Genomic DNA, 26,149 nt, shown 5'->3' with positions numbered 1-26,149 from the left:
GCCGCCGGGACTTGGCGTCCGGCGGCGGTTTTCGTTTGACCGCAAGCATCGGAATGACGCGCGGCGACGACGGCGCGATCCTGTCGGCAGATCCGAAAGGAGACCGACATGACCACCAGCTTCCTGAGCGACGATGACCGCTGGGCCGCCGTCGAGCACCGCGACCGCGCCGCCGACGGCGCCTTCTTCTGCGGCGTGCGCACCACGGGCGTCTATTGCCGCCCCAGCTGCGCGGGCCGTCCCCTGCGCCGCAACGTCGCCTTCTACGAAACCCGAGAAGCCGCCCGCGCCGCGGGCCTGCGCGCCTGCCTGCGCTGCCGTCCCGACGAGCCCATCGAGACCCTGGCCTACGGCTTTGGCGACACGCCGTTGGGCCTGGCGCTGGCGGCGATCTCGGAGGCGGGCTTGGCCCTGCTGATCATGGGATCGGACCGCGTCGAAATGCGCGAGGATCTGGCCGCCCGCTTCCCCCGCGCCCGGCTGCAGGAAGACGACGCCGTCGCCGCGCCCGCCCTCGCCGCCCTGGCCGCAGCCATCGACGGCGGCCACCCCGCGGCGCTGCCGCTGGACGAGCGCGGCACCGACCTGCAGCGCGCGGTCTGGAAGGCCCTGCGCGAGATTCCCGCCGGATCCACCGCCTCCTACGCCAAGGTCGCCCAGGCCATCGGCCGGCCCCAGGCCGTGCGCGCCGTGGCCCGGGCCTGCGGCGCCAATCCCGTCGCCGTGCTGACGCCCTGCCACCGCGTGGTGCGTTCGGACGGCGGCCTCTCCGGCTATCGCTGGGGCGTGGAGCGCAAGCGCGCCCTGCTGGCCCGGGAGCGCGCCGCTTGAACCTGGACTGGACCCGCATCGCCGCCGAACTCGACGCCCGGGGCTGGGCCCTGACTGGTCCCGTGCTGACGCCGGAGACCTGCGCCAGGGCGACGGATCTCTATGCCGAGGAGGCGCCGTTCCGAAGCCGGGTGGTCATGGCCCGCCACGGCTTCGGGCGCGGCGAATACAAGTATTTCGCCTATCCCTTGCCCGAGACGGTGCAGAGGCTGCGGGCCGGGCTCTATCCGCCGCTGGCCGCCATCGCCAACGGGTGGATGGCGCGACTGGGCGAAGAGCGGCGCTTTCCGCAGGCGCTGGATGGCATGCTGGAGCGCTGCCACGCGGCGGGCCAGACGCGGCCGACGCCGCTGCTGCTGACCTACGGCCCCGGCGACTACAACTGCCTGCACCAGGATCTCTACGGCGAGCACGTGTTCCCGTTGCAGGCGGCCTTCCTGCTGGACCAGCCCGGCCGTGACTTTACGGGCGGCGAGTTCGTCATCGTCGAGCAACGGCCTCGCCAGCAGTCGGCCGCCCAGGTCGTCCCCCTGGCCCAGGGCGAGGGCGTGATCTTCGCCGTGCGCGAACGGCCGGCCGAGGGAACGCGCGGTGTCCACCGCCGTATCCTGCGCCACGGCGTCAGCGAGGTGCGCGGCGGAACCCGCCGGACGCTGGGCGTGATCTTCCACGACGCGGCTTGAGATACGAGAACGGCCCCGGAGTCGCCTCCGGGGCCGTCTTGCCTGTCAGGTCTGTTCGACGCTTACCAGGCGAAGCCGAAGCTGCCGCCGCTCATCACGTCGCGGCCCGTGGCCGAGAAACCGACGTTGAAGCTGGCCGCACGGCTGCTGTGGGTGTAGCCCGCCGCGATCGCGGCCTGGCCGCGATAGCCGCCGACGGCCAGCGACAGGCGGTTGGTCAGGCCGGCGTTGGCGCCCGCGTTGTTGCCCGCCATCATCGCCATGGCCGAGCTCATCGCGCCGACGCCGTCGAGGCGCGCCGAGACGTTCTTCAGGCGGTTGTCGAACTGGCTGGTGAAGGTGTCCACGCGCCAGTCGGTATAGGCGTTGGCCGAGGCCAGGGTCTGGGCCGCCTTGGTGTCGGTGTAGCTGTTGGCGGCGGCCAGGGTCTGGGTCGAACGCGTGTCGGTATAGGCGTTGGCGGTCGTAACGGCCTGGACGCCGACGGCGTCGGCGTAGACGCTCGCCTGGCCCAGGGTCTGGGCGGCCACGGTGTCGGTGTAGCTGTTGGCGGCGGTCAGGGTCTGGGTCGAACGCGTGTCGGCGTAGGTGTTGGCCGTCGACAGCAGACCAGAGGTCGCCGACTGCAGCTGGCCGACCGTGGCCGCGTCGGTGGCGTTCACGCCGTCCGCGAGGTTGGTGATGCGGCGGGTCTGGGAGGCCGAGCCGACCGAGACCACATTGGCTTCGCTGGCGGTCGAACCGTAACCGATGGCGACGCTGTTGGTCCCCGAGGCCAAGGTGTTGGCGCCGATCACGGTGCTGCGCGAGCCCGTGGCCGAAGAGCTGTTGCCCACCACGGTGGAGTAATCGCCGCTGGCCGTGCCGTGCGAGCCGATCTGGGTCGCGTACTGGCCGCTGGCGAGCGCGTCGTGGCCGATCGCCAGGGCGTGCGAACCGCTAGCCGTGGCGCCTTCGCCGAAGGCGTTCGAATAGGAGCCGCTGGCGTCGGCGTTGTTGCCAACCGCGGTGGCCAGGCCGCCGTTGGCGGTGGCCGTGCCGTTGCTGCTGACGGCGGTTTGAGCAAAGGCGCCTTGAGCGGCGAAGAACGAAACGACGATAGCCGAACAGAACAGAGCCGACTTCTTGGAGATGATACGCACTATACTAGACTCACTTACATACACAGGCTCGGAATTCTTCCGCCGCCCCCTGCCTTTATGAAGTAGTGCGTATGTATTATCGTACAGTTAAGCTGCAAATTACTAAAAAATGCCAAATAATATAACGACGTTACAAGCAATCGCACGATGTCGGGAAGTCGACAATTGATAGGTCGGCAATTCCCGTTGCTCCCGCGCGGCAGCGTCACCATATGATCAGTCGCGCCGCGCCCGCGGGAAGGGCGGCGCGACGCCATTGACGCCCCCGCACATGCCCGGTACCCGCCCAGCCCATGATCGACTTTCCCGCCGGCCTTTCCGCCCTGACCGACCGCTACGACGTGGTGCTTTGCGACGTCTGGGGCGTCATCCACAACGGCGTGCGCAATTTCCCCGAGGCCTGCGAGGCGCTGGAGCGCTTCAACGCCGGGCACGGCCAGGTGGTGCTGATCTCCAACGCCCCCCGCCCGTCGAACGACGTGCTGGCGCAGCTGGACGGCCTGAATGTGCAGCGCTCGGCCTGGAGCGCCTTCGTCACCAGCGGCGACGCCACCCGCTCGCTGCTGGCCGCCCGCGCGCCGGGCAAGGTCTGGAAGATCGGTCCGGAGCGCGACGAGCCGCTGTACGCGGGCCTTGGCCTGGAAGCCGCCGGCTGCGAAGACGCCGACTTCATCTGCTGCACCGGCCTGTTCGACGATGAGACCGAAAGGGCCGAGGACTACCGCGACCGCCTGAAGGTGGCCGCCGATCGCGGCCTGGTCTTCATCTGCGCCAATCCCGACCGGGTGGTGCAGCGCGGCGACAGGCTGATCTTCTGCGCCGGCGCCCTGGCCGACCTCTATGAAGAGCTCGGCGGCCAGGTGGTGATGGCCGGCAAGCCCTATGCCGCGATCTACGACCTGGCGCTGGCCGAGGCCGAGCGCCTGCGCGGCCGCCCGGTGGATCGCGATCGCGTGCTGTGCATCGGCGACGGGATCATCACCGACGTGCTGGGCGCCGAGAACCAGAAGCTGGCCTGCCTGTTCGTCGCCAAGGGCATCCATGGCGACAAGGCTTTGGGCCCGGACGGCCTGCTGGCCCCGGAGGCGGTGGCCAAGCTGCTGGCCGCCGAAAGCGTCGGCGCTGCGCACGCCATCGCCGATCTGGTCTGGTGAAGACCGGCCGAACGGCTACAAAGCCTGTCCAAGATCAATAAGAACGCAGGATCGGGGATCGCATGGGTCTCTTTCTCGAGGACTTGAGCGTCGGCCAGGCGGCCGAGTTCAGCCGCACGGTCGGTGAAGCCGACATCCAGGCCTTCGCCGACGTCACCGGCGACACCAACCCCGTGCACCTCGACGCCGACTACGCCGCGACCACCAGCTTCGGCGAGCGCATCGCCCACGGCATGCTGTCGGCCGGCTACATCTCGGCGGCGCTGGGCACCACCCTGCCCGGTCCCGGCGCGGTCTATCTTTCGCAGTCGTTGAACTTCAAGCGGCCGGTGCGCATCGGCGACACCGTGGTGGTCAAGGTGGCGGTCACGGCCATCGACGAGGCCAAGGGCCGCGTGACCCTGTCAACCACCTGCATCGTCGGCAGGAAGGCCGTGGTCGACGGCGAGGCCGTGGTCCTCGTGCCCAGGAAGGGCGCGTGAGCATGGATTCGCGCGTGCGCCTGAAGATCGTCCACGGCTGGAAGGACGTCGCGCCCGACGAGAAGGGCGCGGCCGTGGCGCTGGGCAATTTCGACGGCGTCCATCGGGGCCACCAGCAAGTGATCGCCGAGGCCGCCAAGGCCGCGCGCGAGCTGAAGGTTCCCCTGGGCGTGGTCACCTTCGACCCGCACCCGCGCCGCCTGTTCCGCCCCACCGAGCCGGCCTTCCGGCTGATGACCATCGAGCAGCAGGCCCGCCTGCTGAGCGGACTGGGCGTGGATTTTCTCTACCTGCTGCCGTTCGACTTCGAGATGGCCACCCTGGACGACCGCGCTTTTGCAGAGCGCGTCCTGCACCAGGGCCTGGGGATCAGGCACGTAGCCGTCGGCTTCGACATCTCGTTCGGCAAGGGCCGCACCGGCAGCCCGCAGGCGATGAAGGCCTATGGCGAGGAGCTGGGCTTCTCGGTGTCGGTGGCCGAGCCGGTGGCCAACCGCGACGGCGAGAAGTTCTCGTCCACCGGCGTGCGCGAGGCCCTGCGGGCCGGCAAGCCGGAAGAAGCCGCCCGGATCCTGGGCCGCCCCTTCGCCATCGAGGGCGTGGTGCGCCGGGGCCAGCAACTGGGCCGCCAACTGGGCTTCCCCACCGCCAATGTCGAGATCGTCGACTACGTGGTGCCCAAGCTGGGCGTCTACGCCACCCGCACCCGCCTGCCCGATGGCCGGGTGATCCCGGGCGTCGCCAACCTGGGCAACAACCCGACCACGGGCGAGGTCGAGACCCGGCTGGAGACCTGGCTGTTCGACTTCGATGAAGACCTCTACGGCCAGGTCATCGAGACCCAGCTGATCGCCTTCCTGCGCCCCGAACTGAAGTTCGAGAGCATCGAACTGATGATCGAGCAGATCCGTTGCGACGAGACCCAGGCCCGGGCCATCGTCGCGCCAGGGTTCTGACCTAGAACGGCGAAGGCTGGCGGTAGACGCCGTCGGCGCCGACAGCCAGCAGATCGGCCCGGCCGTCGCCATTGGTGTCGCCGACCAGGCGCGGGCGCGCGGCCTGGCCGCCCCAGGCCTCAATGAACGACGACGTGTGCGAGGTCATGGCGCCGAACGTGCCGTTGGCTTGGCCCAGCGCGATATAGACGGCTGCGATCCCGAAGCCGACGACGTCGGCGCGACCGTCGCCGTTCACGTCTGCGACGAAGCGCGGATAGGCTTCCTGGCTGGTCCAGCTACCGGCATGGACCCCGAACGCGACGGTCGCCCAGACGCCCGGCGCGAATGTGCCGCCCGGCTGGGCCAGAGCCACGATGACCCCGTCCGACGCGAAGCCGACGATGTCGGCGCGGCCATCGCCGTTCACGTCGGCCAGCACGCGCGGAACGACATTCATGCTGCCCCAGGTGGCGGCATAGACGAATTCCTGCGTCGCCTCGAAGGGCGCGGCGAAGGTCCCGTTCGCCTGCCCAAGCGCGACCTGAACAGAGCCGTAGGCGAAGCCGACGATGTCGGCGCGGCCATCGCCATTGACGTCGCCGACCAACCGGGGAACCGCGTCCTGGTTCGTCCAGCCTCCGACGGTGACGCCGTAGCCGTCGATCGCCTTGAAGACGGCGCCGAACGTGCCATTGGCCTGACCCAGGGCTACATAGACCGCGTCGGAGGCAAAGCCGATCATGTCGGCGCGGCCGTCACCGTTGACGTCGGCGACAGCGCGCGGCGTGAGGTTGTTGTTCGCCCAGCTCTGCCCCGCGGTGAACTGGATAGCGCCGACGATGGTCGTCGCGAAGGTCCCGTCGGCATTGGCCAGGGCGACATAGACGGCCTCGTTGCCGACCGCGACCATGTCTTTGCGGCCGTCGCCGTTGACGTCGGCCAGAAAGCGCGGATGGACGTTCTGGTCGCCATAGCCACGCGTGGCGGCGAAATCGGCGGTCGCCAGCGACGAAGCGCCAGTCTCGCGGGTCATGGAGGTGCGATTGCCGGCCGCATCGTAGGCGTAGGACGAGCGGATTCCGTCAGAGCCGACGACTTCGACCAGACGACCATGCACATCGTAGCGGTAGGTCTTCGTCTCGGCGAAAGCCGAACTCGCCACGCCGGCGCACAGCAGCACCACCGCAGCCAAACCCCTGACCGAACGCCCCATGACACCCTCGACTGACGCAACTTTCCCCGCATCGCCGATAAGCTGCAACGGCAAAGCTCGTCAACCCTTGGGGAAGGAGCCCCGGCCCCTTCCCCAAGAAGAAGGTCAGCGGATTCCGGGAACGTGCAGGGCCGCCTCGCGCTCGGCCTTCTGGGCGTAGGCCAGGTCGCCGTACTTGGCGTACTCCATGCGGGCGATGGTGCGGCAGTGCACCTCGTCGGGGCCGTCGGCCAGGCGCAGGGTGCGGATGCCGGCATAGAGCTTGGCCAGGCCGAAGTCGGTAGTGACGCCGCCGCCGCCGTGAGCCTGGATAGCGTCGTCGATCACCTTCAGGGCGATGCGCGGAGCGGCGACCTTGATCATCGCGATCTCGAGACGGGCGGCCTTGTTGCCGGCCTTGTCCATCATGTCGGCGGCCTTCAGGCACAAGAGGCGGCACATCTCGATGTCGATGCGGGCCTCGGCGATGCGCTGCTCCCACACCGAGTGCTCGGAGATGTACTTGCCGAAGGCTTTTCGGGTCATCAGGCGCTTGACCATCTTCTCCAGTGCCACTTCCGCAGCCCCGATCGTGCGCATGCAGTGGTGGATGCGGCCGGGGCCAAGGCGGCCTTGCGCGATTTCGAAGCCGCGGCCTTCGCCGAGGATCAGCCCGTCCTCGACCGGCACGCGCACGTCCTTGAGGATCACCTCGGCGTGGCCGTGCGGGGCGTCGTCGTAGCCGAACACCGGCAGCATGCGCACCACCTCTATGCCCGGCGCGTCCAGCGGCACCAGCACCTGGCTCTGCTGCTGGTGGGTCGAGGCGGACGGATCGGTCTTGCCCATGACGATGGCGACCTTGCAGCGCGGATCGCCCACGCCCGAGGACCACCACTTGCGGCCATTGATGACGTAATCGTCGCCGTCGCGCTCGATGCGGGTCTCGATGTTGGTGGCGTCGGAGCTGGCCACCGCCGGCTCGGTCATCAGGAAGGCCGAGCGAATCTGGCCGTTCATCAGCGGCCGCAGCCAGCGCTCCTTCTGCGCAAGCGTGCCGTAGCGCATCAGCACTTCCATGTTGCCGGTGTCGGGCGCCGAGCAGTTGAAGACCTCGGACGCGAAACCGATCTTGCCCAGTTGTTCGGCGATCAGGCTGTATTCGAGGTTTGTCAGCTGCACGCCCTCGAACTGGAACGTGTCGTCGACGTGAACCTGGCCGCTGTGGGGCGGCATGAAGAAATTCCACAGCCCCTGCGCCTTGGCCTTGGCCTTCAGCTCCTCCAGCACCTGGACCACCTTCCAGCGCTGGTCGGCGGGAACATCCATCTCGGCTTCGTAGACGGGGATCGCCGGACGCACGTGCGCCTCGATGAAGGCGTTCACCCGGTCGAGGAATTCCCGCTGGCGGGGCGATATGTCGAAGTCCATGACGTTCCCGATCCCTGGTTCAAACACTTGTTTGAAGCATGTGTAGCACCGAGTTGACGGGCGCGGCAAGCGGGCGTTGCGGGCGGTTTGAACGTTCGCGTCGTCGCGAGCCCGACTGACCGCCTGACGGCTTGCCAGCCGCCCGGTCCTGGCGGAAAACACCGGTCATGAACCTGACCATCAAGCCCCTCGAAGGCCGCTACGTCCGGCTGGAACCGATCACCCCCGACCTGCGTGACGAGCTGCGCGGCGCCATCGACTGCGATCCCGAAAGCTGGGAGATCATGTCGGTCAACGGATGCGGCGAGGGCTTCGAGGACTGGTGGGGCGCGCTGCTGGGCGAGAGCGACCGCGGCGAGCGCGTCGGCTTCGCCATCCGCCGCAAGTCGGACGGCAAGATCGTCGGCACCTCCAGCTACCTGAACATCCGCCGCCTGCACAAAGGCCTGGAGATCGGTTCGACCTTCCTGCACCCCGACGCCCGCTCGGGCCCGGTGAACCCTGAATCCAAGCGCCTGCTGCTGGGCCACGCCTTCGACGCCGGCGTCATCCGGGTCGAGTTCATGATCGACGTGCGCAACGCCCGCAGCCAGGCCGCGGTCGAGAAGCTGGGCGCCAGCAAGGAAGGCGTTCTGCGCAGCCACAAGATCACCTGGACCGGCCACGTGCGCGACACCGCCGTGTTCTCGATCACCGATTTCGACTGGCCGGGCGTCAAGCAGCGCCTGGAGTTCCGCCTCAGCGAAGACTTCGTTTAAAGCTCACGCTGGACGGCAAAGGCGGGTGTCGCGCGCGCCATAGGCGAAAGCGATTGCGACACCCTGCCGCACCTATACCTGGGCAATACATAAAAAACCGCCGTTATCCTTCTCTCGTAAGGATTTCGCCAAGCATTGGCGGTCAGATTGCCGACCATGACGGCCATTGCCTGCCTGCGTATCCTGCTTACCGCCGCGGAGGCGGCGAACGCCAGCGTTCCCCCCGCCCATGTCGAGGCGGCGGCCGACCTCTATCTCAAGCATCGCTGGAAGCATCCGCGCCGCTACGGCGTGGTCGCGCCCCTGGCCTTCGTGCTGGCCGACACCAAGGCCGAGACGCTGAATCCCGAGGAGATGCAGGCCCTGGCGATCGAGCTGGAGACCTCGCTGTTCCCGGGCCGCAAGAGCGGTCAGGTGTGCCTGATGACCTTCGAGGGCGACGAGAACGCGGTGCTGCAGTTCGCCAGCCTGTCGCAGGCCGAGCTGGCCGGGCTGATGGCCGGCCGCGGCTATTCCGGGGCCCCGGGCCACGTGCAGGTGATCACCGCCGAAGAGATTCGCGCCGTCCCCAGCGCGCCACCCGAGACCGCGCCAGCCCCGCAAGCCAGGCCCGCGGCGACCACCGCCCCGATCGAGACCACGCCCAAGGCCAAGCCCGCCCCGTCCAAACCCGCAGCGCCGGTCCGTCCGATCACGACCGCCGCGCCGCCAAAGCCAGCCGCGCCGCTGACAACCGGCTGGCGCGCCGTCTATCACCTGCCCACCGAGTGCGTCGTCGGCGCCGTCCTGGGCCACAGGGCCGACCTTTCCGCGCCACGCCCGGAAGAGGACGCCGAGCTGCTGGCCCGCGACCTCACCGGCCTCAACGACGCCCAGTTCGGCTTCCCGACCGTCAAGACCGGCGAAGGCGCCCTGTTCCTGCCGCTCAGCTTCTGGAACCTGACGACGCCGGCCTCGCAGGAGGCCTACAAGCGCCGCCTGTCGCGCTATCCGCTCGACTTGCAGCCGCGCCTGGGAGCCACCGTCTACGACACCCCGCGCGAGCCCTCGATGGGCCTGTTGCAGCAGATCCGCGCCTTCCTGCACGGCTCCTTCGCCTATATCGACCTCTGCATCTCCGACCCGAATTTCCCGGTGAACACCCTGCCGGGCGACATCGCCTCCAGCATCTCGCTGGAACTGCGCGACGAGCCGGACGCCGAGCGGATCAAGGCCATCGCCCTGTTCGCCTCGCGCCAGTCGGTCTATCGCGCCAAAGGCGTCCACCAGGGCGTGCTGGGCGTGCGCTCGGCCAAGGAGCTGGACGCCTGCCGCGCCGCGGGCCTGCCCTATGTCAGCGGCCCGGCTGTCAGCGCCCTGCTCGACAAGCCGCCGGCCCTGGGCGCCAATCCGGCCGACGCGCTGCCTCTCGAAGCAGCGTGACAAGCTCGGAAACCAGCGTTTGCGACGCTGGGTCGCACCCGACCTATAACGCGCGCTAACCACCCGCGCGCAACCTGGGCGGCATGACCGCCATCGCCTGCCTGAAAGTCTTCGTCGGCGAAGACCCCGCCGAGACCGAGCGTAACGCAGCCCTGATCGCCAAGATCGCCGGCGACTACCTCAAGGCCGCCTGGCTTGCGCCGCGCCGCCATGGCCTCGTCGCGCCGTTCTCGTTCGTGCTGGCCGATCCGCGCGCCACCCGGCTGGACGCCCGTGAGCTGCAGGCCCTGGCCCGGGCGCTGCAGCACAGGCTGTTCGGCGACGACGACGACGGCGAGATCGTCATGCTGATGTTCGAGGGCGACCAGCACGAGGTCATGCGCTTCGCCGGCCTGCCGCCCCGCCAGCTCTCCTTGCTGCTGGCCGGGGAGGAGGACGCCTCCCTGGCCGGGCGGGTCTGCCGCATCACCCCGCGCGACGTGCGCTCGGTCATGCCCACGGGCGGCCCGATCACCGGCGTACCCACCATGGAGGCCCTGGCCCGCCTGTGCCCGCGCCCGCCGCCGGCCCGGGTGTCGTGGCGCGGCGTCTATCATGCCGGCCGCGAACTGTTCGTCGGCAATGTCGGCGTCTGGCGCGAGGCCGGCCAGGCCGGCCGCCCCTACGAGTTCTATGTCGACGGCCAGCGCCAGCAGCACGACCTGGCGATCCTGAAAGCGGCGATCGCGGCCATCGGTCCCAACTGCGGCGTCACCTACCTGCCGATCGGTTTCTCCTCGGCCTTGAAACCCTCGCTACGCGCCGAGCTGGAGACCTGCCTGCGCACCCTGCCCCGCGACCTGCGCGGCCGGCTGGCGGCGGGCGTCTACGGCGTGCCGCGCGCCCCCTCCTTCGTGGCGCTGGGTCAGATGAAAGCCTTCCTGGATCCCTATTTCAGCCGCGTGGACCTGCGCATCAGCGACCCGGCCTTCAAGGTCGACGACCTGGCGCCCGGCCTGGCCGCCAGCGTCACCTTCACCCCCGATGGCGACGCCGAGGCCAGCCGCATAGCCGCCATCGGCCGCTTCCTGAAAGACGCCCCGGCCTATCGCCGCCGCCAGGTCTGGCAGGGGGTCAGCGACCTGCGCAGTCCGCGCGAACTGCTGGCCGCCCTCGACCAGGGCGCCCCGTTCGTCAGCGGCCCGATGGTCACCGACCTGCTGGAGACGCCGGTCAGCGTCAGCCCCTACGCCAAGGGCCAGCTTCCGCTCTACGGCTGGACGGCGGCCGACGCGGCCTAGAACCGTAGGTCCTATTCGTCCCAGGTCAGAACCACGCTGTCGGCCGAACGCTCATGCGGGCCGTGGAACACCGCCTCGATGTTGTTGCCGTCGGGATCCAGCAGGAAGGCGGCGTAATAGTCGGGATGATATTCCCGCTCGCCCGGCCCGCCGTTGTCGCGGCCGCCAGCGGCCAGGCCCGCGTCGTAGAAACGCTGGACCATCTCCCGATCCTTGGCCTGGAAGGCCAGGTGGATATGCGTCGCCGGCTCGCCCGCATCGATCCACAGTTCGTCGGCCGACAGGTGGTCGGGCTGGTCGTCGTAGTCGACGCCGATCACCTCAAGCACCGCCTTGTAGAAGCGCTTGGTAGCGTCCAGATCCCTGGCCCGCAGTTGGATGTGGTCGATCATTCGGCCGCGGTGCAATTGCATGGGAGATCTCCTGTGATCGGGCGACAGAACGCCCGGGCGGAAAGCCGGTTCGGCTCCGCTTGGCTACAGGAGGCCTCGCCACGGCCTGTCAGCAGGCCCATGCGCGCGAGATCCTCCCCCGGAAGGGGGAGGTGGCCCGAAGGGCCGGAGGGGGAAGTATCTCCTGAACTCAGCGTGGCCACAGACGGGAGCAATCACGTCCCCCTCCGTCGGCTTCGCCGACACCTCCCCCTTCAGGGGGAGGATCTGCTAGCGACGGCCGAACAGCTTCTCGATGTCCGACAGCTTCAGCTCCACATAGGTGGGACGGCCGTGGTTGCACTGGCCCGAATGGGGCGTGGCCTCCATCTCGCGCAGCAGGGCGTTCATCTCGGCGGCGGCCAGGCGGCGGCCGGCGCGGACGCTGCCGTGACAGGCCATGGTCGAGCAGACCTCCTCCAGCCGCTCCTTCAGGGCCAGGGCCTGGCCGTTCTCGGCCAGATCGTCGGCGATGTCGCGCACCAAGCCCGCCGCGTCGGTCTTGCCCAGCAGGGCCGGCGTCTCGCGCACCAGCACCGCGCCGGGACCGAAGCCCTCCAGCACCAGACCCAGGGCCGACAGCTCCTCGGCGCGGGCCACGACCCGCTCGGCCTCGGCCGGGTCCAGCTCGACCACCTCGGGCAGCAGCAGGGCCTGGCGGGCCACGCCGCCGGCTTCCATCTCGTGCTTCATGCGCTCGTAGACGAGGCGCTCGTGGGCGGCGTGCTGGTCGACGATGACGACGCCGTCGCGGGTCTGGGAGACGATGTAGGTCTCGTGCACCTGGGCCCGGGCCGCGCCCAGCGGAAAGTCGATCGGGTCGAACGGCTGGGTCGGCTGGGCGTCGTGACCGGGATAGGCCACGTTGGGCGCTGCGTCGTAGCCGCCATAGGCCGCCTCGCGCACCGCCTCGGCGACGCCCAGACCGCCCGCCAGGCCTCCAAGCGTCTGATAGGCCTCTTCCGGCCGCGCCTCGTGGCGGGCCGAGACGTCCGACAGGCCCGGCAGGTCCATCGGACGCTGGGTCGGCGGCGTCCAGCCGCCCTCGCGCCAGGCCGAGAAGCCGGTGGGAGACGGCCCCGGCTGATAACCGGGGAACACGCTCTGCGGCCGGATGCTGTCCAGCGCCTGGGCTGCCGTGGTGGTCGAGGCGCGGTGACCGGCGCCGGCCAGGGCGTGGCGCAGGGCCCCGACGATCAGGCCGCGCACCAGCGACGGGTCGCGGAAGCGCACCTCGGCTTTCGCCGGGTGGACGTTGATGTCGACCTCGGTCGGATCCAGCGTGACGTAGAGCGCCGCGCTGGGGTGGCGGTCGCGGGCCAGGAAGTCGGCATAGGCCGCGCGCAGGGCGCCCTGCAGCAGGCGGTCGCGCACCGGACGGTCGTTGACGAACAGGTACTGGTGGGCGGCGTTGCCGCGATTGTAGGTCGGAAGCCCCGCGAACCCGGACAGCCGCACGCCGTCGCGAAGCTGATCGATCTCCAGGGCGTTGTCCTGGAAGTCGCGGCCCAGCACGGCGGCCAGGCGCGCCAGGCGCCCTTGCGGACCCGGATGCTCGGGCGGCAGGCGCAGGATGCGGCGGCCGTCGATGTCGAGCGAGAAGCCCACCGACTCGTGGGCCATGGCCTGGCGCTTCAGCTCCTCGGTGATCGCCTGGGCCTCGGCGCGCTCGGACTTCATGAACTTCAGGCGAGCGGGCGTGGCGTAGAACAGGTCGCGCACCTCGATCCGCGTGCCGTTGTCCCCGGCGAAGGCGGCGGGCGAGACCTCGCCGACCGCGCCGCCCTCGACCAGGATCGACCAGGCCTCGCGCTGGCCCTTGGCGCGCGAGCTGATCGACAGCCGCGCCACCGAACCGATCGACGGCAGGGCCTCGCCCCGGAAACCCATGGTGTGGATGCGCAGGAGATCCCAGAGGCCCTCCTCGTCGGGCGCCAGCTTCGAGGTCGCGTGACGCTCGATGGCCACCGGCAGCTCCTCGGCGCTCATGCCGCAGCCGTCGTCGGCGACCATGATCCGCGTCAGGCCGCCGCCGTGGGCCTCGACCTCGATGCGGGTGGCGCCGGCGTCGATGGCGTTGTCGACCAGCTCCTTGATGGCGCTGGCGGGCCGCTCGACCACCTCGCCGGCGGCGATGCGGTTGACGGTCTCGGGCGGCAGGCGGCGGATCGGCATGGACGACGGACTTTCAGCGCGGACAGGCAGCGCAGGCGAGCCCTGCATTGCGGCGACTTAATTTGACCGCCTCGGTTGAGAACGGTTCAGCTTGCGGCGACCCGTCATCCTAGAACGATTCCGAACCCGCCGAGGACGAGAGATAGTGATCAGCCGCCCGACCGCCGCCCCCGCCGTCGCGGGCTTTCTGCTTGCCCTCTGCGCCGGCCCCGCCCTCGCCCAGCAGGCGGTGGACGCCTCCGGGCCGATCGACCTGCAGCGCGTCGACCCCAACGAGAACCTGGTCGAGGAGCTGGTGGTCAACGCCCGCCTGCCGGGGCCTGCCTGGTGGAAGGTCAGCGACGCCGACACCACCGTCTATGTGCTGGGCGTGCCGGCCATGGTCCCCTCGGACACCAGGGCCGAAGAGTCGGTGCTGCGCCGCCGGCTCGACGGCGCCAACGTGCTTGTCATGGGCCAGGAGGCCGACGTCAGCGTCGTGCGCCTGATCGCCCTGGCCGTGGGCGGCCGCAAGCTGTTCGTGTCCGACACGCCGATGCGCCAGACCCTGTCGCCGGAGCTGCGCGCGCGGTTGGAGGCCCGCCTCAAGGCCATGAAGCAGAAGCCGGATTCGATGGACGACACCAAGCCCGCCTTCGCCGGCTTCATGGTCGCCAGCAGCCAGGACGGCAACGTGTCGATCAGCCTGGGCGGCGTCACCGACCGCATCCGCGACATCGCCAGGAGCAAGGACCTGGCCAAGCGCCCGCGCATCCAGAACCTGCCCGGCTACAGCCTGGTCGATTCCATCAAGGCGCTGGCGACCGCGCCCCAGCCCCTTCAGACGCTGTGCCTGGACGCCGGCCTGCGTCAGGCCGAAAGCGGCCAGGGCGGGATCAAGGACACCGCCCGCCGTTGGGCCGAGGGTCAGGTGCGCGACGTGGTGGCGGCCGATCGGGGCTTCCAGCGCTGCCTGGACTCCACACCCTCCATCGCCCGCGAGCTGCGCGAGGGTCGCGACGACGCCGTCCGGGCGATCGAGGCGGCCCTGAAAAAGCCGGGAAAGGCCGTCGCCGTCATCGAACTGCGTTCGCTGCTGGCGCAGGACGGCGTCCTCGACCAACTGCGGGCCAAGGGGCTGAAAGTCTCGACCCCGGACGAATGATCCGGCGCCGACCAGGGGGACATCATCATGCGTAGACGCCTGGCGGCCTTTGCCGCGCTGACGGCCTTGGCCGCCGCCTCCTTGTCCCACGCCCAGGCGCCGCCCGAAGTCCTGGTGATCGACGACCCCGAGGCCAACGTGGTCGAGGAACTGGTGGTCAACGCCAGGCTGCCTGGCCCGGCCTGGTGGAAGGTCAGCGACGCCGACACCACGATCTACATCCTGGGCGTACCCGGGGCGACGCCCAAGGGCATGACCTGGGACACCTCGGTGCTGGAGCGGCGACTGGACGGGGCCTTCGCCGTGATCACGCCGCCCGTCGCCAAGGCCGGGCTCACCGACCTGCCCGCCCTGCTTTCGATGCGCAGCAAGCTCAAGGCCGACCGTCCGCTAGACCAGGTCGCCCCGGATCTTGCCCCGCGCCTGGCCAGGGCCTGGGCGGCGACGGGCCGCAAGGACGACGGCTGGAAGGACTGGAAGCCGCTGGGCGCGGGCCTGATGCTGGCCGGCCACGCCGTCAGGCGCAGCGGCCTGACCAGCGAGGAGCCCGAAAAGACGATCGGCAGGCTGGCCCGCAAGCACAAGGTCAAGTCTCGCCCGGTCGCCGTCTACAAGGCCGTGCCGATGATCAAGGCCGTGGTGAAGCGGCATTCCGAGGAAGCGGGGCTGATCTGCCTGGAGGGCGTGATCGACGAGGTCGAGGCCGGGCCCGGACCGGTTCGCGCCGCCGCCCGCGCCTGGGCGCAAGGCGACGTCCGCGCCGCCGTCCACGCCCCGCGCCAGAGCCAGCGCTGCATCATGGCCCTGCCCGGCATGTCCGAGGAATTCCGCCGCATGTCGGCCGCCCAGGTCGACGCGGTGAGCGAGGCGATGAAGACGCCCGGCAAGGCCGTGGCGGTGCTTTCGCTGCGCGGCCTGGTGGCCGAGGATGGGGTGCTGGCCACGCTGCGAGCGCGCGGCTTCAAGGTGACCACGCCCGACAGCGCCAACTGACCGCCGCCCCCCCTACCCGCCCCTGCGCCGCAGCCTTGGCGTGATCGTCGCCGTCATCAGCCGGCCCTCGCGGATCAGGACGAAGGGGGTGGCCACGTCGATGCAGGCGTGGTCGAGCGCCCGCAGCAGGTCGTCCAGGCCGGTCAGCGGCCGCTCGCCGGCCTTCACCAGGAGGTCGCCCGCCCTCACCCCGGCCCTGGCGGCCGGGCCGCCTGGATCGGCCTGGGCGACGAACACCGCATAGCCCTGGGTGACGCCGGTGGAGCGGGCCAGCAGCGGCGGCAGCGGGGCCTGCTGGGCGACGACGCCGATCGAGGCGCGGCGCACCTGGCCATGGGCCAGAAGCTCGCCGGTCACGAAGCGGGCGGTGTTGGCCGCCACCGCGAAGCACAGGCCCGGATAGCCGGCGATGACGGCGGTGGCCACGCCGATCACCTCGCCGCTGGAGGCGACCAGCGGCCCGCCGCTGTTGCCGGGATTGAGGGCGGCGTCGGTCTGGATCAGGTCCTCGATCAGCCGGCCGCGCTCGCCGCGTAAGGACCGGCCCAGCGCCGAGACCACCCCGGTGGTCACCGTGGCCTCGAAGCCCAGGGGCGCGCCGATGGCGATGACCAGCTGGCCGCGCCGCAGCGCCTTGGAATCGCCCAGCCGCACGACGGGCAGGTCGACCGCCTGGTCGATCTTCAGCAAGGCGAGATCGGTGTCGGGGTCATCGCCGATGCAACGGGCCGTCAGGCTGCGGCCCTCGGCGGTGACCAGGACGAAACGGCGCGCGCCCTGCACCACGTGGCTGTTGGTCAGCACGACGCCGCCCTCGGCCACCACAAAGCCCGAGCCGACGCCCTGCACATTGGCGTCGTCCAGCATGGGATGGATGCGCAGGACGCTCGGCCCCACCGTCTCGACGGCGCGGACCACGGCGTTGGAATAGGCGTCCAGCAGGTCGCCGTCGTCGATGCGCGACGGCGCGGCCGGCGGGCCGCTTCCCGCGTCGAACACGAACTGGGCCTCGGCGGGCCAGGCCAAGATCTCGCGCGCCCGCAGCGGACGCGGGCGCCTGGCCCTGGCGAACAGCTCGTACTTGCGCCCCTTCATCCCCGCCCCCCGACGGTAACTGGCGGCAACCGCCGGGGGTGAAGGTTAACGACGGCGGCGCGCGCCGATCAAGCCCGGCTCATTGCGGGGCTTGAGCCAAGGTCGTCGGGGCGATGGCGCTGGGCGCGGCGCTGGCCACCGGGATCACGAAGCCTGCCGGCCGGGGCGGCGGCGAAGGCGGCGCGACCGCCGGCGAGGACAGGTTGGTCCCCGCCGCGTCGTTGACGCACTGGGCCGTGTCGATCATCGCGTGCTGGCCCAGGCAGAAGACGTCCTCATAGTGCGGACCGGCGACGGCCAGACACTGGTAGAGGTTCAGCTTGGCGATCTTCATGCAGAAGTTCGTCTTCTTCTCGCCCAGCACCGGGGCCAGGCGGGGCACGTCAGCGTCGCCGGCGGCGTCCAGCACGGCCAGGGCCGCCAGGGCCGCCGAGCGCACCGTCACCGGCGTGAACACCCGGCCGCCCTCGGCGAAGCCGCCGCCCGCGCCCGTGGCCGCCTGGATCAGGCGTCCGGCGTCGTCCTGGCCCGGCGCGAACGCCGTGGCCGACAGCTGCTTGACCCGCGCCAGGCGCCCGACGTTGTCGGCCACGGCGGCCTTCGACCAGGTCTCGCGCTGGATATCGTAGGCCGACTGCTTGACGGCCCGGCCGGCGACGGCCAGCGGCGCGCCACGGCCCTGCAGGGCCAGTTGGGCCCGGGCGGCGGCCAGGCCGACGCCCTCGATCTCGACCACGCTCTCGGGCGAAGCCAGCAGCCGCTCGACCAGCGCCTCTCGCGAGGTCTGGCGGGCCGCCTGGCGCACGCCGTCGATGAAGGCCGGCTCCTGCAGCGCCGCGATGGCGCCGTAGGCGATCATGCCGGCCTCAAGCTGTTCGGCCTTGTAGGCCGCGCCGGCGACCAGCGCCCTGGCCACGCCCTCGCCGTTGGTGAAAACGGCCGGCGAGATCGAGCCCGCCCCGCGGGTGTAGGTCTCGAAGGCGCTGGCCGCGGCCACGACCTCTCCGGCCAGGCTTACGCCCGGCGCTTCACGTTCCTGGCGCGCGCTCGCCAGTCCGCCCATGGCCAGGACGGCTACCGCCGCGCCCGCCACCATCCAATGCTTGTTCCACGCCATGCCCAAAGGCCTCCCGACTGCGGGCCTATTGGTCGGCGAACGCGGTTGCTGAGATCATAATCGCCATGGCGAATCGGTCGTTAACCGGCATGTATTCGCCCAGTTTTCGTGCGCATAATGTCGCACCTTGTACGGCCAAGTTCACTTAAGTCATAGACACGACAAATCCTTCAAACGATATGTCGACATTACAACTCTTTCGAAAGCGGTCATATTCACATCCAAAAGGCGAATTGGACAGTAATCACCACGCCCGCAAGAAACGGGCGGACAACGAAAGACGCCCAACGCATAGTGTCGCCATGCCGACCATCGCCCCCGCCCGCCTGATCCTAGACCGTGCGCCCAGCCCGATCGGCGAGCTGCTGCTGGTCGTCGACGCCGAGGGCCGGCTGCGGGCGGCGGACTTCCACGACTACGAGGCGAGAATGCTGCGCCTGCTGCGGCTGCACTACGGCGAGGCGACGCTGGAGGCCGGCGCGGCGCCCGCGGCCACCCGCGCCGCGCTCGTCGCCTATTTCGAGGGCGACCTCGCCGCGATCGCGACGATCCCCTGGACCACCGGCGGCACAGCCTTCCAGCAGGCGGTGTGGCGCGCCCTGGGCGGGGTCGCGCCAGGAACTACCCAGACCTACGCGGCCCTGGCGGCGCGCATCGGCAAGCCGGCGGCGGTGCGGGCCGTCGGCGCGGCCAACGGCGCCAACCCGCTCAGCATCGTCGTGCCCTGCCACCGGCTGGTCGGGACGGACGGCGCCCTGACCGGCTACGGCGGCGGGATCGAGCGCAAGGCCTGGCTGCTAGCTCACGAGGGCGCGCGGCCGCGCGGGTGAACCGCCAGCGATCTCGCCCTTCGCCAGGGCGTTCATCAGCGCCTCGCCGTCGGAGGTGGCCCACAGGGTGCCGATCTTGGCGACGTCGGCGGGCGTCACCTTGCCGCCCTCGCCCGTGCCCTGGACCCTGCCGGCCATCGGCGCGCCGAACTGGCGGGCCAGCACGGCCCCGTCGGCGGAGACCAGCAGGTTGCACGGCAGGCCCGGCCGCGCCGGACCGTTGGGCGTGTCGCGCACGCTCAGCGCCAGGAACAGGCCCTTGGAGTCGGCGCCGCGGTCGATCACCGGCGAGAACACGCCCGCCTTGTGCTTCTTGAGCAGGAAGCCGGTCTCGGCCGCCGTGATGGGCTCGCGCGGGGCGGTCAGGATCGGCAGGATGCGCAAGCGCGGGCCGCCGAACTTCTCCTGCAGCCTGGCCAGGTCGCCCAGCTCATGCAGGCACGGCGCGCACCAGGGCGCCCACAGCGAGACCAGGGTGAGGCCCGGCTGCAGCTTCAGGGGCGCAACGCCTTCGCGGCGCTCGACCTGCACCGCCGGGATCTTCAGCCCTGCCGGCGGCTCGCGGAACGCCCGGGCCATGCGGTTGCCGCGCAGGGCCGGCGTGTCGAGCGCCTTGGCCGGTTCGCCCAGCACCGGAACCCGCGTCTGCGCCGCGGCCGCGCCGGCCGACAGGCTCGTCATCGCCGCTGCGCCGGCTATCGCCCCACGCCTCGTCCACGTCGCCATCCCGCTCTCCGCTTCTGCCCCATGACGCAATCTCAGGTGGAATGGCGGCGCTTTTGCGGCGAAGCTTCAGACCAGCATGCTGCCGCCGATGCGGTGCAGCGGCAGGGCGCCCTGGTTGAAGAACGGCAGGGCCAGGGTGATCCCCATCAGCAGGTTCAGCACCACGCTGCCGTAGTTGAAGCGCCCGCCGGCCTTCTGCAGCATCATCGAGACCAGCCGTCCGAACGCCGCCCCGAACCAGGCGACGGACAGCACCAGCGCCATGGCCGCCCCTGCGCTGGACTGCCACCCCAGGAACAGGGCCGCGGCGCCGTGCGAGGCGATCAGCAGGCCGCCGAAGGCGCGCCCCTCGGTCAGGGCGGCGTTGCTGCCGCCCTCCTGCTCGCTCTTCAGCCCCGCCAGGCCCAGCATCGCGTCCGGCCGCGCCAGCACCAGCCCGCCCAATACCCCGCCGATGACGCAAGCGATCACGGCCAGGATCAGCGACAGGGCGTAGCTCGACATTCGGCTCTCCGGGGTCTCAGGCGGGGGCGTGGTGGACGGCCTCGACGTTGAACCTGTCCGGGTCCAGCACGAAACCGCCATAGTAGTGTTCGTGGTAATGAGGGCGAAGTCCGGGCGGACCGTTGTCGCGGCCGCCGGCCTTCAGGGCCGCCTCGTAGAACGCGTCGACCTGCGCCCGGCTCTCGGCGGCGAAGCAGACATGCAGCTTGCCGCTGGTTCCGCCGCCGCCCGAGATCCAGAACTGCGGCCGCTGCGCGCCGTAGCCGACCACGTCGACGCCGCCGGTATATTCCTTTGGCACGGCGTAGAGGCGCTTGATCCCGAGCGGCGCCAGGGCCGCGTCGTAAAAAGCCGCCGACCGCTCGAAATCGGCGACGTCGAACCCTATGTGGTCGAACATCGAGAACTCCTCCCTGCAACGCCCGCCGTTCACCCTGCCATTCACCTTGATCGCAAAAACTTCGCGGTCGCCGTCCTTGACTCCCCAGGGGGCGGCGCCTAACTCGTGACCGGCGTTGGCACTCGGTGGGAGCGACTGCTAACAGCGACGCTCCCACGGCCTACGAAGCCTTTTACAGAAACCGTTCCGACGGAGAAGACACATGAAGTTTCGTCCCCTGGGCGACCGCGTCCTCGTGAAGCGCGTCGAAGAAGAAACCAAGACCAAGGGCGGGATCATCATCCCCGACACCGCCAAGGAAAAGCCCCAGGAAGGTGAAGTCGTCGCCGTGGGCCCGGGCGCTCGCAACGACAAGGGCGACATCGTCGCTCTCGACCTGAAGGCCGGCGATCGCATCCTGTTCGGCAAGTGGTCGGGCACCGAAGTGAAGGTCGACGGTCAGGACCTCCTGATCATGAAGGAAAGCGACGTCCTGGGCGTGGTCGAAGCCTAATCGGCTTCCCCCTCCCGACCGCTTTCTTCCTCCGAAATTCCCAAGATTAGAAAGGCGCCCAACATGGCCGCTAAAGACGTTTATTTCGGCTCCGACGCGCGCGACAAGATGCTGCGCGGCGTCAACGTTCTCGCCAACGCCGTGAAGGTGACCCTCGGTCCGAAGGGCCGCAACGTGGTCATCGAAAAGTCGTTCGGCGCTCCGCGCACCACCAAGGACGGCGTCTCGGTCGCCAAGGAAATCGAACTGTCGGACAAGTTCGAGAACCTCGGCGCGCAGATGATCCGCGAAGTGGCGTCGAAGACCAACGACAAGGCCGGCGACGGCACCACCACCGCCACCGTGCTGGCTCAAGCCATCGTCCAGGAAGGCCTCAAGTCGGTCGCCGCCGGCATGAACCCGATGGACCTGAAGCGCGGCATCGACAAGGCCGTCCTGATCGCCGTCGAAGACATCAAGTCGTCGTCGAAGAAGGTCACGACCAACGCTGAAATCGCCCAGGTCGGCACCATCTCGGCCAACGGCGACAAGGAAGTTGGCGAGATGATCGCCAAGGCCATGGACAAGGTCGGCAACGAAGGCGTCATCACCGTCGAAGAAGCCAAGACCGCCGAGACCGAACTCGACGTCGTCGAAGGCATGCAGTTCGACCGCGGCTACCTGTCGCCGTACTTCATCACCAACGCCGACAAGATGGAAGTTCAGCTCGAAGAGCCGCTGATCCTCCTGTTCGAAAAGAAGCTGTCGTCGCTGCAGCCGCTGCTGCCGGTGCTGGAAGCCGTCGTCCAGTCGGGCCGCCCGCTGGTCATCATCGCTGAAGACGTCGAAGGCGAGGCCCTGGCCACGCTGGTCGTCAACAAGCTGCGTGGCGGCCTGCGCGTCGCCGCCGTCAAGGCTCCGGGCTTCGGCGACCGCCGCAAGGCCATGCTGGAAGACATCGCGATCCTGACCGGCGCCCAAGTCGTCAGCGAAGACCTCGGCATCAAGCTCGAGAACGTCTCGCTCGACATGCTGGGCCGCGCCAAGAAGATCCAGATCACCAAGGACGACACCACCATCGTGGACGGCGTCGGTGAGAAGGAATCGATCGAAGCCCGCATCGCCCAGATCAAGCGCCAGATCGAGGACACCACCTCGGACTACGACAAGGAAAAGCTGCAAGAGCGTCTGGCCAAGCTGGCCGGCGGCGTCGCGGTCATCCGCGTCGGCGGCTCGACCGAAGTCGAAGTGAAGGAAAAGAAGGACCGCGTCGACGACGCCCTCAACGCGACCCGCGCGGCCGCCGATGAAGGCATCGTTCCCGGCGGCGGCACCGCCCTGCTGAAGGCGTCGAAGGCCCTGGCCGGCGTGACCGGCGACAACGACGACCAGACCGCTGGCATCGCCATCGTCCGTCGCGCCCTGCAGGCTCCGATCCGTCAGATCGCCGAGAACGCCGGCGTCGAAGGTTCGATCGTGGTCGGCAAGATCCTGGAAAACGACACCAGCTCGTTCGGCTTCAACGCCCAGAGCGAACAGTATGTCGACCTGGTGGTGGACGGCGTCATCGACCCGGCCAAGGTGGTTCGCACCGCCCTGCAGAACGCCGCTTCGGTGGCCGGCCTGCTGATCACCACGGAAGCCGCCATCGTCGAAGCCCCCAAGAAGGGCGGCGGCGTCGCCGCTCCGGGCGGCATGCCGGGCGGCATGGGCGACATGGATTTCTAAGAGAAATCCATAAAGTCGCCCATCCTCGAAAGAGATCGGGATCGGCACGCCGATCCCGAGCGGCGACATGGACTTCTAATTTAGAAGTCCGGTCATCCAGACTGAATGAGAAGGGCGGGGCCGCGAGGCTCCGCCCTTTTTCTTTGCGCCCTTCCCGGCTACATCCGGCCCATGTTCCGCCAACGCCCCGACGCCGACATGATCCCCCAGGGCTGGGTGATCGCCGTGATGGTCGAGGTTCCCGGCGAGCGCACGCCCGTCGCGCACTACTTCGCCGTCGGCAAGGCCGACCGGGCCCTGGCCGAGTGGGCGGCCGTCGACCTGGCCCAGCAGGCCGGCACGATCGCCTCCAGTCCCGTCGACGGCCGCGAACCGGTCGACGCCATGCATCCGCTGCTGGCCTACCGCATGCGCGAGCTTGGCCTTAAGACCGGCGAGGCTCGGGCGCTAGGCGACAAGTATCCCCGCAGGTGGCTGTTCTGAGATCCTCCCCCTGAAGGGGGAGGTGGCCCGAAGGGCCGGAGGGGGAAGGGTCCGATGAGGTCAGTTCACCCGCCAACGCAGCAGCTACTTCCCCCTCAGTCGCTCCGCGACAGCTCCCCCTTCAGGGGGAGCATCTCTTTCCTTACGCAATCTTCTGCGAGGCGTTCGCATTGCCGCGCGCGGCCGCAGGGCCTAAAGCCGAGGTACACGATACCGAAGGCGCCCCGCCATGATGCTGCAGATCCCCGACGTGCTGAGCCCCGACGAAGTCGCCCACTGCCGGGCGGTCATCGACGCGGCCCCCTGGGTCGACGGCAACGCCACCTCGGGCTTCCAGGCGGCCATGGCCAAGAACAACCAGCAGCTGCCGCAGGACGGTCCGGCCGCCCGCGAGGTGGGGGCGATCATCGTCCAGGCGCTGCAGGCCAATCCGCTGTTCGTGTCGGCCGCCCTGCCCCACACCATCCTGCCGCCGCTGTTCAACCGCTACGGCGAGGGCATGGGCTTTGGCGACCACGTCGACAACTCGATCCGCCGGAACCCCGCCACAGGCGCCCAGATCCGCACGGATCTCTCGGCCACCCTGTTCCTGAGCGATCCCGACGACTACGACGGCGGCGAGCTGGTGGTCGACGACACCTATGGCAGCCACATGGTGAAACTGCCGGCCGGCTCGCTGATCCTCTATCCCGCCTCGAGCCTGCACCACGTGACCCCCGTCACGCGCGGAACCCGCACGGCCAGCTTCTTCTGGATCCAGAGCCTGGTGCGCGACGACGCCAAGCGGGCCCTGATGCTCGACATGGACGTCTCGATCCAGCGGCTGGCCGGCCAGGTCGGCCAAGCCGACCCGTCGGTGCTGTCGCTGACCGGCACCTACCACAACCTGCTGCGGATGTGGGCCGAGGTCTGAACTTCTTCGGTCGATCGCCCGGCGCTCACGCGGGGGCCCTTAGACTGATGGCCTGTCGAAACTGAGGGGACCCGAATGGGCTCGATGTCGATCTTTCACTGGATCATTCTGCTGCCGCTGCTGGGCGTCTTCATCGTGCCCGTGGCGAAGATCTTCCAGCGCGCCGGCTGGTCGCCGTGGCTTTGCCTGCTGACCCTGGTCCCCGGCGTGTCCCTGGTGATGCTGTGGATCTTCGCATTCGCGCGCTGGCCGGCGGTGGACGACAAGACGCCCGCCGCCTGAACCAGACGGCTATCCGGCCCGCTTGAGCAGCGCCTCGGGCACCGGCGCAGGGCAGTGCTGGCGCAAGAAGTCGCCGTGGCTGGGCAGGGTGTCCACCAGCTCGCTGAGCATCGGGGCCGACTTGTCCAGCAGGCCCTTCACCACGCCCGCCGGCAGGGTGTCGACCAGCTGCTGGTAGCGCTTTGGCCGGATGCCCATGCCCTCCATCACCGATTGCCAGCTGGGCGCGCGGAACATGTCGTCGACGCCGTCGCGCAGCACGCCGCTGGCCTTGAACAGCTCGATCCGCTCGCGCAGGCTCTCGGGCGGCGTCACCTGCTGGTAGGCGCGCCAGAACGGCGTGTCGTCGCGCCTGGTCGTAAAGTAGTGCAGCACGATGAAGTCGCGGATCTCCTCGTAGTCGACCTGCATGCGCCTGTTGTATTCGGCCGCCAGCACCGGATCGCAGTCACGGTCGGGGAAGAACCGCAGCAGGTAGTCGACGCCGCGATAGATCAGGTGCAGGGCCGTCGACTCCAGCGGCTCGATGAAGCCGCCGGCCAGGCCGATGGCCACGCAGTTCTTGTTGAACAGCTGCTTTCGCATCCCCGTCTTGAACGGCACCAGCCAGGGATCGCGAACGGCCTCGCCCTCGACCTGGCTCATCAGCGTGGCCAGGGCCTCGTCGTCGCTGCAGTACTGGCTGCAATAGACGTAGCCGTTGCCGGCCCGGTGCTGCAGCGGGATGCGCCAGCGCCAGCCGGCGTCCTGCGCCTGGGCCAGGGTGTAGGGATGGGGGTCCTGGATGTTGGCGGTCTGCACCGCGATCGCCCGGTCGTTCAACAGCACGTCCGACCAGTCGAGGAACTCGGTGCCCAGGGTCTTGCCGTTCAGCAGCGAGCGGAAGCCCGAGCAGTCGATGAAGAGATCGCCCGAGGCCTCGCGGCCGTCCTGCAGGATCACCTTCTCGATGAAGCCGTCGGGGCGCGTGGCCACGTCCTTGACGATGCCCTCGGTGCGCTTGACGCCGCGGGCCTCGGCGAACTTGCGCAGGAACTTGGCCAGCAGGGCCGCGTCGATGTGGACGGCGTAGTTGGCGTTGGCCAGCATGGTGCGCGGGGCCATGGCCGGCGACATGAACTTCCAGCGGTCGGCCATCACCGAGGCCGGCGCGAAGTCCTGCAGGCTGGAGGGATGGCCCTCGGCCTTGCCGCGCAGCCAGACCTGATAGAACTCGTGTACGTCGACGAGGCCGCCGATCAGGCCGAACGGGTGGTAGTAGACCTCGCCCTTCTGTCGCCAGTTCTCGAACCGGATGGCCAGCTTGAAGGCCGCCTGGGTCTCCTGCATGAACTCCTTCTCGTCGATCCCCAAGCTGCGGATCAGCTGCAGGAACGGCGGGATGGTGCTTTCGCCGACGCCGATGATGCCGATCTGCTCGGACTCGATCAGCTCGATCTCGCAGGGGCTGTCCTTGAGATAATGGCTGATCATCGCCGCCGTGATCCAACCGGCAGAACCGCCGCCGACGATCACGATCTTCCGCAGATTGTTGGCCATGGGG

General features: G+C 69.3%; 27 protein-coding genes. 16 read left to right on the top strand and 11 right to left on the bottom strand.

Annotated elements, in window-relative coordinates:
• Positions 1–108: 108 nt before the first annotated feature.
• Entirely contained in the window at positions 109–831 is a 723-nt protein-coding gene (locus DDF67_RS01770; protein ID WP_109099249.1) for a methylated-DNA--[protein]-cysteine S-methyltransferase, read from the top strand.
• Positions 828–1,514, top strand: coding sequence for a 2OG-Fe(II) oxygenase (locus DDF67_RS01765; RefSeq protein WP_109099248.1), 687 nt, complete (start codon positions 828–830; stop codon positions 1,512–1,514). The genes DDF67_RS01770 and DDF67_RS01765 overlap by 4 nt, the downstream gene beginning before the upstream one ends.
• 62 nt (positions 1,515–1,576) lie before the next feature.
• On the opposite strand, the gene DDF67_RS01760 is transcribed toward DDF67_RS01765, so the two are convergent.
• Positions 1,577–2,656, bottom strand: a complete 1,080-nt coding sequence (locus DDF67_RS01760; protein WP_109099247.1) for a YadA-like family protein — start codon at positions 2,654–2,656, stop codon at positions 1,577–1,579.
• A gap of 293 nt (positions 2,657–2,949) precedes the next feature.
• On the opposite strand from DDF67_RS01760, the gene DDF67_RS01755 reads away from it, so the two are divergent.
• From DDF67_RS01755 to DDF67_RS01745, 3 genes are all read left to right on the top strand, one after another.
• Positions 2,950–3,810 (top strand): TIGR01459 family HAD-type hydrolase, encoded by an 861-nt coding sequence (locus DDF67_RS01755; RefSeq protein WP_109099246.1) that lies wholly within the window; start codon positions 2,950–2,952, stop codon positions 3,808–3,810.
• 62 nt (positions 3,811–3,872) lie between these two features.
• Entirely contained in the window at positions 3,873–4,292 is a 420-nt protein-coding gene (locus DDF67_RS01750; protein ID WP_109099245.1) for a MaoC family dehydratase, read from the top strand.
• Positions 4,293–4,306: 14 nt separating this feature from the next.
• Entirely contained in the window at positions 4,307–5,248 is a 942-nt protein-coding gene (locus DDF67_RS01745; RefSeq protein WP_109099276.1) for a bifunctional riboflavin kinase/FAD synthetase, read from the top strand.
• A 1-nt stretch (position 5,249) separates the two neighbouring features.
• On the opposite strand, the gene DDF67_RS01740 is transcribed toward DDF67_RS01745, so the two are convergent.
• Both DDF67_RS01740 and DDF67_RS01735 read right to left on the bottom strand, forming a co-directional pair.
• Positions 5,250–6,443: an FG-GAP-like repeat-containing protein gene (locus DDF67_RS01740; RefSeq protein WP_109099244.1), complete on the bottom strand. Its 1,194-nt coding sequence runs from the start codon at positions 6,441–6,443 to the stop codon at positions 5,250–5,252.
• Between the two features lie 105 nt (positions 6,444–6,548).
• The gene (locus tag DDF67_RS01735; protein ID WP_109099243.1) at positions 6,549–7,853 is read right to left on the bottom strand and encodes an acyl-CoA dehydrogenase family protein; all 1,305 of its coding nucleotides are present in this window, start codon (positions 7,851–7,853) and stop codon (positions 6,549–6,551) included.
• Between the two features lie 167 nt (positions 7,854–8,020).
• Between DDF67_RS01735 and DDF67_RS01730 the strand changes: the two genes are divergently transcribed.
• From DDF67_RS01730 to DDF67_RS01720, 3 genes are all read left to right on the top strand, one after another.
• On the top strand, positions 8,021–8,611 hold the full coding sequence (locus tag DDF67_RS01730) for a GNAT family N-acetyltransferase (RefSeq protein WP_109099242.1): 591 nt from the start codon (positions 8,021–8,023) through the stop codon (positions 8,609–8,611).
• Positions 8,612–8,767: 156 nt separating this feature from the next.
• Positions 8,768–10,033, top strand: coding sequence for a hypothetical protein (locus DDF67_RS01725; RefSeq protein WP_109099241.1), 1,266 nt, complete (start codon positions 8,768–8,770; stop codon positions 10,031–10,033).
• Positions 10,034–10,116: 83 nt separating this feature from the next.
• A complete protein-coding gene (locus DDF67_RS01720) occupies positions 10,117–11,313 on the top strand; it encodes a hypothetical protein (protein WP_109099240.1) in 1,197 nt (398 codons plus the stop codon).
• A gap of 11 nt (positions 11,314–11,324) precedes the next feature.
• Here DDF67_RS01720 and DDF67_RS01715 read toward each other — a convergent pair whose 3' ends face one another.
• Together DDF67_RS01715 and mutL are read right to left on the bottom strand one after the other, a co-directional pair.
• The gene (locus tag DDF67_RS01715) at positions 11,325–11,726 is read right to left on the bottom strand and encodes a VOC family protein (RefSeq protein ID WP_109099239.1); all 402 of its coding nucleotides are present in this window, start codon (positions 11,724–11,726) and stop codon (positions 11,325–11,327) included.
• 249 nt (positions 11,727–11,975) lie between these two features.
• The gene (gene mutL, locus DDF67_RS01710) at positions 11,976–13,919 is read right to left on the bottom strand and encodes a DNA mismatch repair endonuclease MutL (protein ID WP_109099238.1); all 1,944 of its coding nucleotides are present in this window, start codon (positions 13,917–13,919) and stop codon (positions 11,976–11,978) included.
• A 145-nt stretch (positions 13,920–14,064) separates the two neighbouring features.
• Between mutL and DDF67_RS01705 the strand changes: the two genes are divergently transcribed.
• Positions 14,065–15,063 carry a TraB/GumN family protein gene (locus DDF67_RS01705; RefSeq protein ID WP_233247500.1) on the top strand — a complete coding sequence of 333 codons (999 nt, stop codon included), beginning with the start codon at positions 14,065–14,067 and terminating at the stop codon, positions 15,061–15,063.
• 27 nt (positions 15,064–15,090) lie between these two features.
• A complete protein-coding gene (locus tag DDF67_RS01700) occupies positions 15,091–16,056 on the top strand; it encodes a TraB/GumN family protein (RefSeq protein ID WP_109099237.1) in 966 nt (321 codons plus the stop codon).
• 12 nt (positions 16,057–16,068) lie between these two features.
• Here DDF67_RS01700 and DDF67_RS01695 read toward each other — a convergent pair whose 3' ends face one another.
• Both DDF67_RS01695 and DDF67_RS01690 read right to left on the bottom strand, forming a co-directional pair.
• Positions 16,069–17,151 carry a S1C family serine protease gene (locus tag DDF67_RS01695; protein WP_109099236.1) on the bottom strand — a complete coding sequence of 361 codons (1,083 nt, stop codon included), beginning with the start codon at positions 17,149–17,151 and terminating at the stop codon, positions 16,069–16,071.
• Positions 17,152–17,230: 79 nt separating this feature from the next.
• On the bottom strand, positions 17,231–18,268 hold the full coding sequence (locus DDF67_RS01690; RefSeq protein WP_109099235.1) for a hypothetical protein: 1,038 nt from the start codon (positions 18,266–18,268) through the stop codon (positions 17,231–17,233).
• Positions 18,269–18,570: 302 nt separating this feature from the next.
• Between DDF67_RS01690 and DDF67_RS01685 the strand changes: the two genes are divergently transcribed.
• Positions 18,571–19,098 (top strand): methylated-DNA--[protein]-cysteine S-methyltransferase, encoded by a 528-nt coding sequence (locus DDF67_RS01685; protein WP_199229114.1) that lies wholly within the window; start codon positions 18,571–18,573, stop codon positions 19,096–19,098.
• Here DDF67_RS01685 and DDF67_RS01680 read toward each other — a convergent pair.
• The 3 genes from DDF67_RS01680 to DDF67_RS01670 form a co-directional block, all read right to left on the bottom strand.
• Entirely contained in the window at positions 19,066–19,824 is a 759-nt protein-coding gene (locus tag DDF67_RS01680; protein WP_146197928.1) for a TlpA disulfide reductase family protein, read from the bottom strand. The genes DDF67_RS01685 and DDF67_RS01680 overlap by 33 nt on opposite strands.
• A gap of 66 nt (positions 19,825–19,890) precedes the next feature.
• The gene (locus DDF67_RS01675) at positions 19,891–20,328 is read right to left on the bottom strand and encodes a DUF4345 family protein (protein ID WP_109099233.1); all 438 of its coding nucleotides are present in this window, start codon (positions 20,326–20,328) and stop codon (positions 19,891–19,893) included.
• 16 nt (positions 20,329–20,344) lie between these two features.
• On the bottom strand, positions 20,345–20,728 hold the full coding sequence (locus DDF67_RS01670; RefSeq protein ID WP_109099232.1) for a VOC family protein: 384 nt from the start codon (positions 20,726–20,728) through the stop codon (positions 20,345–20,347).
• A 202-nt stretch (positions 20,729–20,930) separates the two neighbouring features.
• Here DDF67_RS01670 and groES point away from each other — a divergent pair, with 202 nt between their 5' ends.
• The 5 genes from groES (at position 20,931) to DDF67_RS01645 (ending at position 24,606) form a co-directional block, all read left to right on the top strand.
• On the top strand, positions 20,931–21,221 hold the full coding sequence (gene groES, locus DDF67_RS01665) for a co-chaperone GroES (RefSeq protein WP_058347663.1): 291 nt from the start codon (positions 20,931–20,933) through the stop codon (positions 21,219–21,221).
• A 63-nt stretch (positions 21,222–21,284) separates the two neighbouring features.
• Positions 21,285–22,928, top strand: coding sequence for a chaperonin GroEL (gene groL, locus DDF67_RS01660; RefSeq protein WP_109099231.1), 1,644 nt, complete (start codon positions 21,285–21,287; stop codon positions 22,926–22,928).
• 171 nt (positions 22,929–23,099) lie between these two features.
• Positions 23,100–23,411: a hypothetical protein gene (locus DDF67_RS01655; RefSeq protein WP_109099230.1), complete on the top strand. Its 312-nt coding sequence runs from the start codon at positions 23,100–23,102 to the stop codon at positions 23,409–23,411.
• Between the two features lie 229 nt (positions 23,412–23,640).
• Entirely contained in the window at positions 23,641–24,324 is a 684-nt protein-coding gene (locus DDF67_RS01650) for a Fe2+-dependent dioxygenase (protein ID WP_109099229.1), read from the top strand.
• Between the two features lie 84 nt (positions 24,325–24,408).
• Positions 24,409–24,606: a hypothetical protein gene (locus DDF67_RS01645; RefSeq protein ID WP_199229113.1), complete on the top strand. Its 198-nt coding sequence runs from the start codon at positions 24,409–24,411 to the stop codon at positions 24,604–24,606.
• Positions 24,607–24,615: 9 nt separating this feature from the next.
• On the opposite strand, the gene DDF67_RS01640 is transcribed toward DDF67_RS01645, so the two are convergent.
• Positions 24,616–26,145, bottom strand: a complete 1,530-nt coding sequence (locus DDF67_RS01640; RefSeq protein ID WP_109099227.1) for a tryptophan halogenase family protein — start codon at positions 26,143–26,145, stop codon at positions 24,616–24,618.
• Between the last annotated feature and the right edge of the window lie 4 nt (positions 26,146–26,149).

This window comes from Caulobacter endophyticus (genome assembly GCF_003116815.1).
Taxonomy (GTDB): domain Bacteria; phylum Pseudomonadota; class Alphaproteobacteria; order Caulobacterales; family Caulobacteraceae; genus Caulobacter; species Caulobacter endophyticus.
Note: the sequence above shows the minus strand (reverse complement) of the source record. Positions and strands in the feature narration are given on the sequence as shown.

What these genes read in the sequence shown, in the direction of transcription:
- DDF67_RS01645 (WP_199229113.1), top strand. Translation starts at nt 24,409, where the DNA reads ATGTCGATCTTTCACTGGATCATTCTGCTGCCGCTGCTGGGCGTCTTC.
- DDF67_RS01650 (WP_109099229.1), top strand. Translation starts at nt 23,641, where the DNA reads ATGATGCTGCAGATCCCCGACGTGCTGAGCCCCGACGAAGTCGCCCAC.
- DDF67_RS01675 (WP_109099233.1), bottom strand. Translation starts at nt 20,328, where the DNA reads ATGTCGAGCTACGCCCTGTCGCTGATCCTGGCCGTGATCGCTTGCGTC.
- groES (WP_058347663.1), top strand. Translation starts at nt 20,931, where the DNA reads ATGAAGTTTCGTCCCCTGGGCGACCGCGTCCTCGTGAAGCGCGTCGAA.
- DDF67_RS01750 (WP_109099245.1), top strand. Translation starts at nt 3,873, where the DNA reads ATGGGTCTCTTTCTCGAGGACTTGAGCGTCGGCCAGGCGGCCGAGTTC.
- DDF67_RS01655 (WP_109099230.1), top strand. Translation starts at nt 23,100, where the DNA reads ATGTTCCGCCAACGCCCCGACGCCGACATGATCCCCCAGGGCTGGGTG.
- DDF67_RS01725 (WP_109099241.1), top strand. Translation starts at nt 8,768, where the DNA reads ATGACGGCCATTGCCTGCCTGCGTATCCTGCTTACCGCCGCGGAGGCG.
- DDF67_RS01755 (WP_109099246.1), top strand. Translation starts at nt 2,950, where the DNA reads ATGATCGACTTTCCCGCCGGCCTTTCCGCCCTGACCGACCGCTACGAC.
- DDF67_RS01715 (WP_109099239.1), bottom strand. Translation starts at nt 11,726, where the DNA reads ATGCAATTGCACCGCGGCCGAATGATCGACCACATCCAACTGCGGGCC.
- DDF67_RS01720 (WP_109099240.1), top strand. Translation starts at nt 10,117, where the DNA reads ATGACCGCCATCGCCTGCCTGAAAGTCTTCGTCGGCGAAGACCCCGCC.
- DDF67_RS01735 (WP_109099243.1), bottom strand. Translation starts at nt 7,853, where the DNA reads ATGGACTTCGACATATCGCCCCGCCAGCGGGAATTCCTCGACCGGGTG.
- DDF67_RS01730 (WP_109099242.1), top strand. Translation starts at nt 8,021, where the DNA reads ATGAACCTGACCATCAAGCCCCTCGAAGGCCGCTACGTCCGGCTGGAA.
- DDF67_RS01685 (WP_199229114.1), top strand. Translation starts at nt 18,571, where the DNA reads ATGCCGACCATCGCCCCCGCCCGCCTGATCCTAGACCGTGCGCCCAGC.
- DDF67_RS01690 (WP_109099235.1), bottom strand. Translation starts at nt 18,268, where the DNA reads ATGGCGTGGAACAAGCATTGGATGGTGGCGGGCGCGGCGGTAGCCGTC.
- mutL (WP_109099238.1), bottom strand. Translation starts at nt 13,919, where the DNA reads ATGCCGATCCGCCGCCTGCCGCCCGAGACCGTCAACCGCATCGCCGCC.
- DDF67_RS01680 (WP_146197928.1), bottom strand. Translation starts at nt 19,824, where the DNA reads ATGGCGACGTGGACGAGGCGTGGGGCGATAGCCGGCGCAGCGGCGATG.
- DDF67_RS01670 (WP_109099232.1), bottom strand. Translation starts at nt 20,728, where the DNA reads ATGTTCGACCACATAGGGTTCGACGTCGCCGATTTCGAGCGGTCGGCG.
- DDF67_RS01740 (WP_109099244.1), bottom strand. Translation starts at nt 6,443, where the DNA reads ATGGGGCGTTCGGTCAGGGGTTTGGCTGCGGTGGTGCTGCTGTGCGCC.
- DDF67_RS01695 (WP_109099236.1), bottom strand. Translation starts at nt 17,151, where the DNA reads ATGAAGGGGCGCAAGTACGAGCTGTTCGCCAGGGCCAGGCGCCCGCGT.
- DDF67_RS01700 (WP_109099237.1), top strand. Translation starts at nt 15,091, where the DNA reads ATGCGTAGACGCCTGGCGGCCTTTGCCGCGCTGACGGCCTTGGCCGCC.
- groL (WP_109099231.1), top strand. Translation starts at nt 21,285, where the DNA reads ATGGCCGCTAAAGACGTTTATTTCGGCTCCGACGCGCGCGACAAGATG.
- DDF67_RS01770 (WP_109099249.1), top strand. Translation starts at nt 109, where the DNA reads ATGACCACCAGCTTCCTGAGCGACGATGACCGCTGGGCCGCCGTCGAG.
- DDF67_RS01640 (WP_109099227.1), bottom strand. Translation starts at nt 26,145, where the DNA reads ATGGCCAACAATCTGCGGAAGATCGTGATCGTCGGCGGCGGTTCTGCC.